The organism is Bacillus sp. 01N45 (assembly GCF_056399205.1).
The window spans coordinates 1-506 of record NZ_JBFTQW010000047.1; the positions used below are offsets into that span (position 1 = coordinate 1).

Here is a 506-nt window from a genome sequence, read left to right on the forward strand (position 1 = left end):
TCGTCGATATAGTCGACCGCCATCAGCGCCGAACAGGCCGCGCCGTCGGTCGGGCGGTCCAGGATGACGATGTCGGCGTTGCCGTCGGTGGCCAGCAGCGCGACCTGGTCGAGGTTGAACGCACGGCAGTCCTCGGCCCGCAGGACGAAGACGAAGCGGGCGTCGGGGCTCAGACCGCGCAGGTTCTCGACCACGCGCTCGATCATCGGCCGGCCGGCGACCTCGACCAGCGGCTTGGGGAAGTGGAAGTTGGCCGGGTCGAAGAACGCGTCGTTGGGCGCGGCCAGGGGAACGAGGATTTTCATCGAGCCGACTCGGCCTCCCTGATCGCCTTGGCGATACGCTCGTAATTGACGTCGTACACGGTGCCGACGACCAGCACGTGGGCGCCGGAGGCCCGCGCGGCGGCGATGCCGTGGTCGTTGTCCTCGACGATCAGGCACTCATGCGGCTCGAGCCCGAGCCGCTTGATGGCCGCCTCGTAGATGTCCGGCGCCGGCTTGGGC

Annotated in this window: 2 protein-coding genes; both read right to left on the reverse strand. The window is 68.8% G+C overall.

The features are described 5' to 3' along the window. A partial coding sequence (locus AC1DMU_RS29605; protein WP_476941696.1) for a glycosyltransferase family protein occupies nt 1-305 on the reverse strand: 305 nt, incomplete at its 3' end. Further along, nucleotides 302-506 (reverse strand): HAD-IA family hydrolase (locus AC1DMU_RS29610; protein WP_476941697.1); only part of this gene is annotated, 205 nt, incomplete at its 5' end. The genes AC1DMU_RS29610 and AC1DMU_RS29605, both read right to left, overlap by 4 nt.